The sequence below is a fragment of the Mesorhizobium sp. Mes31 genome (assembly GCF_024519675.1).
Taxonomy (GTDB): Bacteria; Pseudomonadota; Alphaproteobacteria; order Rhizobiales; family Rhizobiaceae; genus Mesorhizobium.
In genome coordinates, this window is sequence record NZ_JALJRL010000018.1 from 79,149 (window position 1) to 86,602 (window position 7,454).

General features: G+C 65.2%; 5 protein-coding genes and 1 pseudogene (1 of these 6 only partly in view). 4 read left to right on the plus strand and 2 right to left on the minus strand.

The features are described from left to right. Both hutH and NR193_RS25800 read right to left on the minus strand, forming a co-directional pair. A complete protein-coding gene (hutH, locus tag NR193_RS25795; protein WP_256753568.1) occupies window positions 1–1,482 on the minus strand; it encodes a histidine ammonia-lyase in 1,482 nt (493 codons plus the stop codon). Beyond that, the gene (locus NR193_RS25800; protein ID WP_256753569.1) at window positions 1,479–2,480 is read right to left on the minus strand and encodes an ornithine cyclodeaminase family protein; all 1,002 of its coding nucleotides are present in this window, start codon (window positions 2,478–2,480) and stop codon (window positions 1,479–1,481) included. Before NR193_RS25800 ends, hutH begins: the two co-directional genes overlap by 4 nt. 122 nt (window positions 2,481–2,602) lie before the next feature. On the opposite strand from NR193_RS25800, the gene NR193_RS25805 reads away from it, so the two are divergent. From NR193_RS25805 to NR193_RS25820, 4 genes and pseudogenes are all read left to right on the plus strand, one after another. Then, entirely contained in the window at window positions 2,603–4,036 is a 1,434-nt protein-coding gene (locus NR193_RS25805; RefSeq protein WP_256753570.1) for a DHA2 family efflux MFS transporter permease subunit, read from the plus strand. A gap of 271 nt (window positions 4,037–4,307) precedes the next feature. Continuing rightward, the gene (locus NR193_RS25810; RefSeq protein ID WP_256753571.1) at window positions 4,308–5,294 is read left to right on the plus strand and encodes an ABC transporter permease; all 987 of its coding nucleotides are present in this window, start codon (window positions 4,308–4,310) and stop codon (window positions 5,292–5,294) included. Window positions 5,295–5,353: 59 nt separating this feature from the next. Next, window positions 5,354–6,379, plus strand: a complete 1,026-nt coding sequence (locus tag NR193_RS25815) for a sugar ABC transporter substrate-binding protein (protein WP_256753572.1) — start codon at window positions 5,354–5,356, stop codon at window positions 6,377–6,379. Window positions 6,380–6,466: 87 nt separating this feature from the next. Then, a pseudogene (locus NR193_RS25820) lies at window positions 6,467–7,454 on the plus strand (ABC transporter permease); it runs 1,152 nt beyond the window's last position.

A 7,454-nucleotide genomic window follows, 5' to 3' on the forward strand; every position in this document is an offset into this window, starting at 1 on the left:
TCAGACCGGCCAACTTCCGCCGGCGAGCGCGGCGTAGAGCGCTTCGGCGTCGATGCCGAGCGGCCGGTCCTCTTTCAGGGCAGGGACGAGCGCGCGTATTGCCGTGTGAACCGCGGTGGTGCGGGGCGCCAACGTGGACCCGTCGCGCAGGTCGACTGCCTGCGCGGCAGCCATCAGCTCGAAGGCGATCAGCCGCCGCCACAGCGCGATCATCGCGGCGCATTTGGCAACCGCCAGCGGCGTCTGCGCGGCGTGGTCCTCGACGCCTTCCGACACCGCCAGGAAATCGAGCATTATCGGATTGGCCTTGTGGCGGATGGCGGCGAGGACCGATGTCACCGTCTTCTGCAACGGCACGAAGCCGGCCGAGGCGCCGCCGACCGGCGACAGATATTTCGGCAGGCCGTTGCGGCCCGACCCGGTGAGCTGGATGAAGCGGGCGGCACTTGCTGCGGCGCATTGAGCGATCGCCAGGCCGAGTGTCTCGAAGGCGAGCGACAGCGTGGCGGTGTGGAAATTGCCGGTCGACAGCACCAGTTCGTCGTCGCTTAGCACCAGCGGATTGTCGGCGGCGGCATTGAGCTCGATCTCGACGGCTTGTCTCGCCTGACCGATCGACTCGATCAACGCGCCATGGATCGACGGCATGCAGCGGATCGACAGCGGGTCCTGCAAGGTGGTCGGCGCCGGCGCCTCGTCGCGGGCGAGCAGATCGTGAAGGACCTTGGCGGCCTCCTGCTGACCGGCCGCCGGACGCGCCATATGCAGCCGCGGATCGAGGATGGTGCGGTTGGCGCCGATGCCTTCCATGGTCAGCGCACCGGCCTGCTGCTGCTGGGCAAGGGCGGACAGCGCATCCGTCACCGCAAGCGCGCCGCTGCCGGCGGACACCGAAGAAGCGTTGATCAGTGACAGCCCGTCCTTGGGCGCCAGGGTGACCGGGGCGAGGCGGGCCATCATCAACGCCTTGGCCGCCGGCATGCGCCGGCCCTGATAGTCGGCTTCGCCTTCGCCGATCAGCAGGCGCGCAAGGGACGTCATCAGCACCAGGTCGCCGGCGCCGATCGAGCCAAGCGACGGCATCACCGGATGAACGCCGGCATTGAGCGCGTCGACCAGGGCGACAAACACGGCTGGCGAAAGGCCGGAGCCGCCGACGGAAAGCGTCGCTACCCGGGCAAACATGGTTGCCCGCACGGCCTCGACCGGCAGCGCTTCGCCGACCGCGCCGCTACGTCCCTCCAGCAACTGGCGCTGGAAGGCGCTGGCGTCGCCCTCTACTGAGGTGCCGAGATTGGCGCCAAGCCCGGTGTTCAGGCCATAGATCTGCTGGCCGGACGCGGCGGTCTGGTCGAGCACTTTGCGCGCCTTCTCCAGTCTGCCGATGACATAGGGCGCGATCTCCACCTTGCGTGCCGCGCGCGCGACGGCGGCGACATCGCCAACGCTGACCCTGGCTCCGGTCAGGACGAGCGCGCTCATGCGAAGCGCAGCCTCTGGCCGATGCCTTGCGCCTGCGCCTTGGCCAACATCGCCTTGCCGAGCGCGATGTCGGACAGCGACAGGCCGCGATGCCAGAACAGGATCGTCTCGCCGTCATTCTCTCGCCCGACCTTGAGCCCGGCGGCGATCTGGCCGAGTTCGGCATGCAGCGTCTTCTCGCTCAGCCGTCCGGTCTCGACATGGGCACGCAGCGAGCCGAACTTGCCGCCCTTGCACTGGCCCCAGTCGTCGACGATCAGCTTCTGCATGATGTCGGTCAGCGACAATTCCACCGCGCTCATCGTGCCATAGGGCACCACCAGCGCGCCGGGCTTGATCCATTCGGTCTTCAACAAGGGTCGCGGCTCCGGCAGCCGCGAGGCCTCGACGACGATGTCGGCGCCCTCGACACAACTCTTCCAGTCGGCCACCGCGGTCACCGTCTTGCCGAGGTCGGCGGAGAGCTTGGCGGCAAAACCGTCGCGGCTTTCCGGGCGACGCGAATGGACGCGGATCTCGTCGAAGTCAAAGAGATGGTCGAGCAGGCGCACGTTCCAGTAGGCGGTGCCGCGCGCGCCGATATGGGCCAGCACCTTCGAATTCTTGCGCGCCAGATGTTTGGCGCCGATGGCGGTGACGGCGCCGGTACGCATGTCGGTGATGACGGTGGCGTCGAGGATGGCACGCGGCGTGCCGGTGCGCGGGTCGAACAGATTGAGGATGCCGAATTCCGAGGGCAGCCCATGCAGGTAGTTGTCGACATAGTCGCCGACGATCTTGACGCCGGCCGTGTCGAGCGGCGCGACGTAGCCGCGCAAGACATTGAAATGACCGTGGAAGGATGGATCCGGTTCGAGATGGACGCGCGGCTCGATCACCGTCTGGCCCTTGCCCTGCGCCACCAGGCCAGCCTCGACGGCGGCAATGATTTCGCCATCTGCCATGGCAAGCGCATCGATGTCGAGTGCATTGAGGTAGTCGATATAGATGGGCTTCATTTTTACGCGCACACTTTCCTCGGCCGCCCCGCTCATCCCATAGCAGGCCGCGGCGTGACACGAAAGTTTGTTGCGCCATCTCTGGACGCAGCCGGCCAAATGCTGTTCAAACCGGTTCCGTCATGACTGCAATTCCCGAGATCGAAGCCTTGCCCGAAACGGCCACGAATGCGCGGCGTGTGGCGCTGATCGTCGCCATCGCCTTCTTCATGCAACTGCTGGATTCGACGATCATCTCGACCTCGCTGCCGCAGATGGGCGCCTCGTTCGGCGTGCCGGCGGTGGCGATGAGCATCGGCATCACCGTCTACATGCTGACCATGGCGGTGTTCGTGCCGCTGTCGGGCTGGCTTGCCGACCGGTTCGGCGCGCGCAACATCTTTCTCGTGGCGATCGCGCTGTTCACGCTGGCCTCGCTCGCCTGCGGCTTCTCGCAGAACCTGACCGAGTTCGTCGCTGCCCGCGCCGTGCAGGGCCTGGGCAGCGCGCTGATGACGCCGGTCGGCCGTATCCTGGTGCTGCGCAACGCCTCGAAGTCGGAACTGCTCAACGCCACGGCGCTGATCACCTGGCCGGCGTTGTTCGCGCCCGTGGTCGGACCGGTGCTTGGCGGCTTCATCACCACCGCGCTGTCCTGGCACTGGAATTTCTTCATCAACATCCCGCTCGGGGCGGTTGGGCTGGCGCTGGTTGCCCGCTTCGTTCCGGGTGACCGCGAAGCCGATCCCAAACCTCTCGACTGGCCCGGCTTCGTGTTGACGTCGGCGGGGCTCGCCTCGATGCTCTACGGCCTCGAACGCATCGCGCATCCGGAGGACGGCGTCCTGCCGACGGTGCTGCTGATCGCCGCCGGCGTCGTCATCGGCTGGCTGGCGGTACGCCACCTCTTGCGCGCCCGGCATCCGCTGCTCGACCTCTCGTCGTTCAAGGTGCTGACCTTCGCCATCTCGACGCTGTCGGCAGGCACCAACTTCCGGGTGGCGATCAACGCCACACCGTTCCTGTTGCCGCTGCTGTTCCAGGTCGGCTTCGGTCTCAGCCCGATCGACGCCGGCATGATGATCCTTGCCTATTTCCTTGGCAATCTCGGCATGAAGACGGTGACGACGCCGACGTTGCGGCGCTTCGGTTTTCGCCGGGTTCTGGTCATTAACGGACTGATCGCCTCCGCATCGATCATGGCTTGCGCGGCGATCTCGCCGCAGACGCCGCAAGCGCTGGTGATCGTGTTGATGCTGCTTGCCGGCCTGTCGCGCTCGATGCAGTTCACCGCGCTCAACACGCTGGCCTTCGCCGATGTCGCGGCATCCCAGCGCAGTTCGGCGGCGACCTTGTCCAGCATGCTGCAGCAGGTGGCGATGCTGTTCGGCGTCGCGGTGGCGGCGGCGATCCTCAACCTGTCGCAGATCGCCAGGGACCGGACGGCGCTCGACCTCGTCGATTTTCGAATCGCCTTCCTGGTGATCGGCGCCATCGGGCTGGTGACGTCATTCCGTTTCCTCGCTTTGCCGCCGGGTGCGGGCGCCGAGGTTTCCGGCCACGCGCCGGGGAACTGAAATCGAATTTTTCCGCCTCATGCAGAGATAAATTCCGCCTGGTCCCTTCGCCTTGAGGCGGCGCTTTCGCGAGCCGCCGCAACGGCGCAATCAATTGCCGAAAATGCAGGAGTTTCCGGGCATTGCGCCAGTTTTGGCAATCGATGCGTCCACTCGATGAATATCGCCGTTGACGAGGCTTGCGAGCGCGGATTCATTTGACGAACCGGCGCTGAGCCGATTAGCTTTTGTTCTTCGGGATGGCAGCGCTGCCATCGGGGCGAAAGCAGACATGAACACGATAGGCTGGCCGAATTTCAGGAGCCTGAATCAGGAAGGCATTGTCTTTGCCATCGCGGTGGTGCTGTTCGTTGCCGCGGCAATAGGCCTGCCGGGCTTCATCGATCCCAACAATCTCGTCGCCATCGTCCGCTCGGTGTCGGTGCTGGGCATACTGGCGCTTGGCATGGCCGTCGTCATCATCGGCCGCGGCATCGACCTTTCCGCCGTAGCGATCATGGCGATGTCCGTCGCCTGGTACCTGCAGTTGCTCAACACCGGGACCTCGGAGGGGCTGGCCTTTGCCTATGTGCTGGCCGGCGTGTTGGCCATCGGCCTGCTCAACGGCTTTCTCGTCGCCTATGCCGACGTGCCGGCGATCTTCGTGACGCTGGCGACCGGCTCCTTCGTCTTCGGCTATGTGCGCTCGCAACTGATCACCCAGGATGCAGTGCCGGTGCCGCAGGGCCATTGGGTCGAGTTGCTCGGCGGCCTGCGCTTCCTCGACATTCCCATCGAGGTCTTCGTCTTCGCCGGCCTGGCCTTCCTGTTCTTCCTGTTCCTGCGCTACACCAAATGGGGCCGCTACATCTATTTCGCCGGCGACAATCCGACCGCTGCGCGCAACATCGGCATTCCGGTGCGGCCGATGCTGGTGCTGCGCTATGTGCTCTCCGCCTTCGTCGCGCTGGTTGCCGGCCTGCTGACGGCGGCCAGCCTGCATTCAATCAACACCCGCGTCGTCAATTCGACGCTGCTCTACGACATCGTGCTGGTGGCGGTGATCGGCGGCATCGGCCTGTCCGGCGGGCGCGGCGGGGTGCGCAATGTGCTGGTGGGGGCGGCGCTGATCGGCATCCTGCTCAACGCCATGACCATCATCGACATTCCGCTGCTTTACCAGAACCTGATCAAGGCGGCGATCCTGCTGGGGGCGATCATCGTCGATGGCATCATCAATCCACGTGACGAGCAGACCGCCCAGCAGGGCGATATCTAGACCAGACGCGGACGGTAGCGGCCGGCCGTGAACAACAACAGCAAAACAGAGGATGTGACATGAAACTCATCAGAACACTCATGGCCGCCGCCACGGCGCTTGCCGTTACCGCCTTCGTGGCGCCAACCTTCGCCGCCGACGATCCGGGCCCGGCCGCCTACGCGCAGGCGCTCAAGGGCAAGCGCGTGATGCTGGTGCCGCTGGCGATGGGATTCGACCTGGCGCAGGGCTGGGCGCATTACCTGAAGACCGAAGTCGAGGCGTGGGGCGGTACTTTCGAAACGCGCGATCCGAACTGGGTCGTCGATGCCGGCGCGCAGGCGATCACCGACGCCATCTCCTCGGACACCAGGCCGGACGTGCTGATCATCCATGCGCCGGATCTCAACTCCTATTCCAAGCTGATGAAGAAGGCGCAGGCCGCCGGCACCTATGTGCTGTTGGTCGACAATCCAGCCAACTTCCCGGCTGACGCCTTTGTCGGCAGCGACTGGGACAGGCTTGGCCAGCTCGAGGCCGAGGCAGCGATCAAGGGCTGCGGCGAAAACTCGTCGAAGAAGATCGGACTGGTGCAGGGCGACCAGGCGAACTCGTCGAGCCTCTACCAGTATGCCGGCATCATGAAGGTGCTGGACAAGCATCCCGACTTCAAGGTGGTGGCCAAGCCAGACTCCAACTGGGACGCGACGACCTCGCGCAACGTGACGACGACGATGCTTCAGCAGAACCCGGACATCTGCTCGATCATCGACTTCTGGGATGGCGACGCCACCGGCGCGTCCGCCGCGATCCGCGACGCCAAGCTCGACGGCAAGGTGTTCCTGGTCACCACCGGCGGCGGCGAGAAGACCGCTGACTGCGACAAGCTGCAGGATGGCACCTATGGCGCCGTGGTGATGACCGATCTTGCCCGCCAGTCGGGCGACATGAATGCCATCATCAAGTTCCTGCTGCAGAGCGGCCAGCCGGCAGGCACCTCGCACACCTACATCTACACGCTGGAGAAGGCGACGACCAAGGCCGACCTCAAGCCAGACAGCTGCTGGGACCTGAAGGCGCTGCAGGCAGAAGCGGCGGCGAAATAGGCCGATCCTCGCCAATTGATGTCAACGAGGTGGCCGGATTGCCCGGCCACCTCTTTCTCTTTTTCCTCTCGCGGCAGCAGTGACCTGATGTCCTTTCGCGAACGCCTCCAGTCCTGGCGCTACAATCTCGTGCCCGACCACCTCGTCGGCGAGATCCTGACCAAACGCTGGACCGACAACGCCATCCCGTTCCTGGCGCTGGTGGTGACATTGGCGACCTTCGGCTCTGTCATTCCTGGCTTCTTCAAGCTGACCTCGCTGCAGGAATCGACCCGCCAGCTCGGCGAGTTCTCGATGGTCGTCACCGGCATGACGGTGGTGATGCTGGGCGGCGGCATCGACCTGTCGGTCGGTTCGATCTTCGCGCTATCCTGCTTTTCCGCCGTCTATGTCTTCTTCATCCTCGAACAATCGATCTGGCTGGCGCTGGCCGCGTCGATCGCCACCGGCCTCGTCTTCGGCGCCATCAACGGCTATCTCGTCGGGTACCTGCGGCTGCGCGCCTTCCTCACCACGCTGGTCACCTTCATCTTCGGGCGGGCGCTGTTCGACATCCTCGTCACCACCTACGCCGCCGACGTGCAGCTTTCGACCGCCACATCGGATGTGCTCGATTTCATCGGCGACAGCACCTTCTGGGGGCTCTCCGTCTCGGTGTGGCTGGCGATCATCCTGGCCATCATCACCCACATTGCGCTGACGCGCTCGCGGCCTGGCTGGCATGTGCTGGCGGTCGGCGGCTCCAGGCGCTCGGCCCACAATGCCGGCATCCGCGTGCGGCGCACGGTGTTCATGACCTATGTCTTCTCAGGCTTCTGCGCCTCGATCGGCGGCTTCCTCATCGCCTGCCGCTTGAGCGGGGCAGGGCCCGGCACCGGCCTCAACCTCGAGATCATGGCGCTGACGGCGGCGGTGGTCGGCGGCGTCAGCCTCGGCGGCGGGCGGGGTTCGGTGATCAAGGGCCTGATGGGCGCCATCATCGTGCTGACCATGACCAACGGGCTGATCCGGCTCGGCTACGGCACCGGCACCAACCAGATGGTGCTGGGCATCATGCTGGCGGTTGCCGTCACCA

Coding starts and splice junctions, on each gene's coding strand:
- hutH (WP_256753568.1), bottom strand. CDS start 1,482: ATGAGCGCGCTCGTCCTGACCGGAGCCAGGGTCAGCGTTGGCGATGTC.
- NR193_RS25800 (WP_256753569.1), bottom strand. CDS start 2,480: ATGAAGCCCATCTATATCGACTACCTCAATGCACTCGACATCGATGCG.
- NR193_RS25805 (WP_256753570.1), top strand. CDS start 2,603: ATGACTGCAATTCCCGAGATCGAAGCCTTGCCCGAAACGGCCACGAAT.
- NR193_RS25810 (WP_256753571.1), top strand. CDS start 4,308: ATGAACACGATAGGCTGGCCGAATTTCAGGAGCCTGAATCAGGAAGGC.
- NR193_RS25815 (WP_256753572.1), top strand. CDS start 5,354: ATGAAACTCATCAGAACACTCATGGCCGCCGCCACGGCGCTTGCCGTT.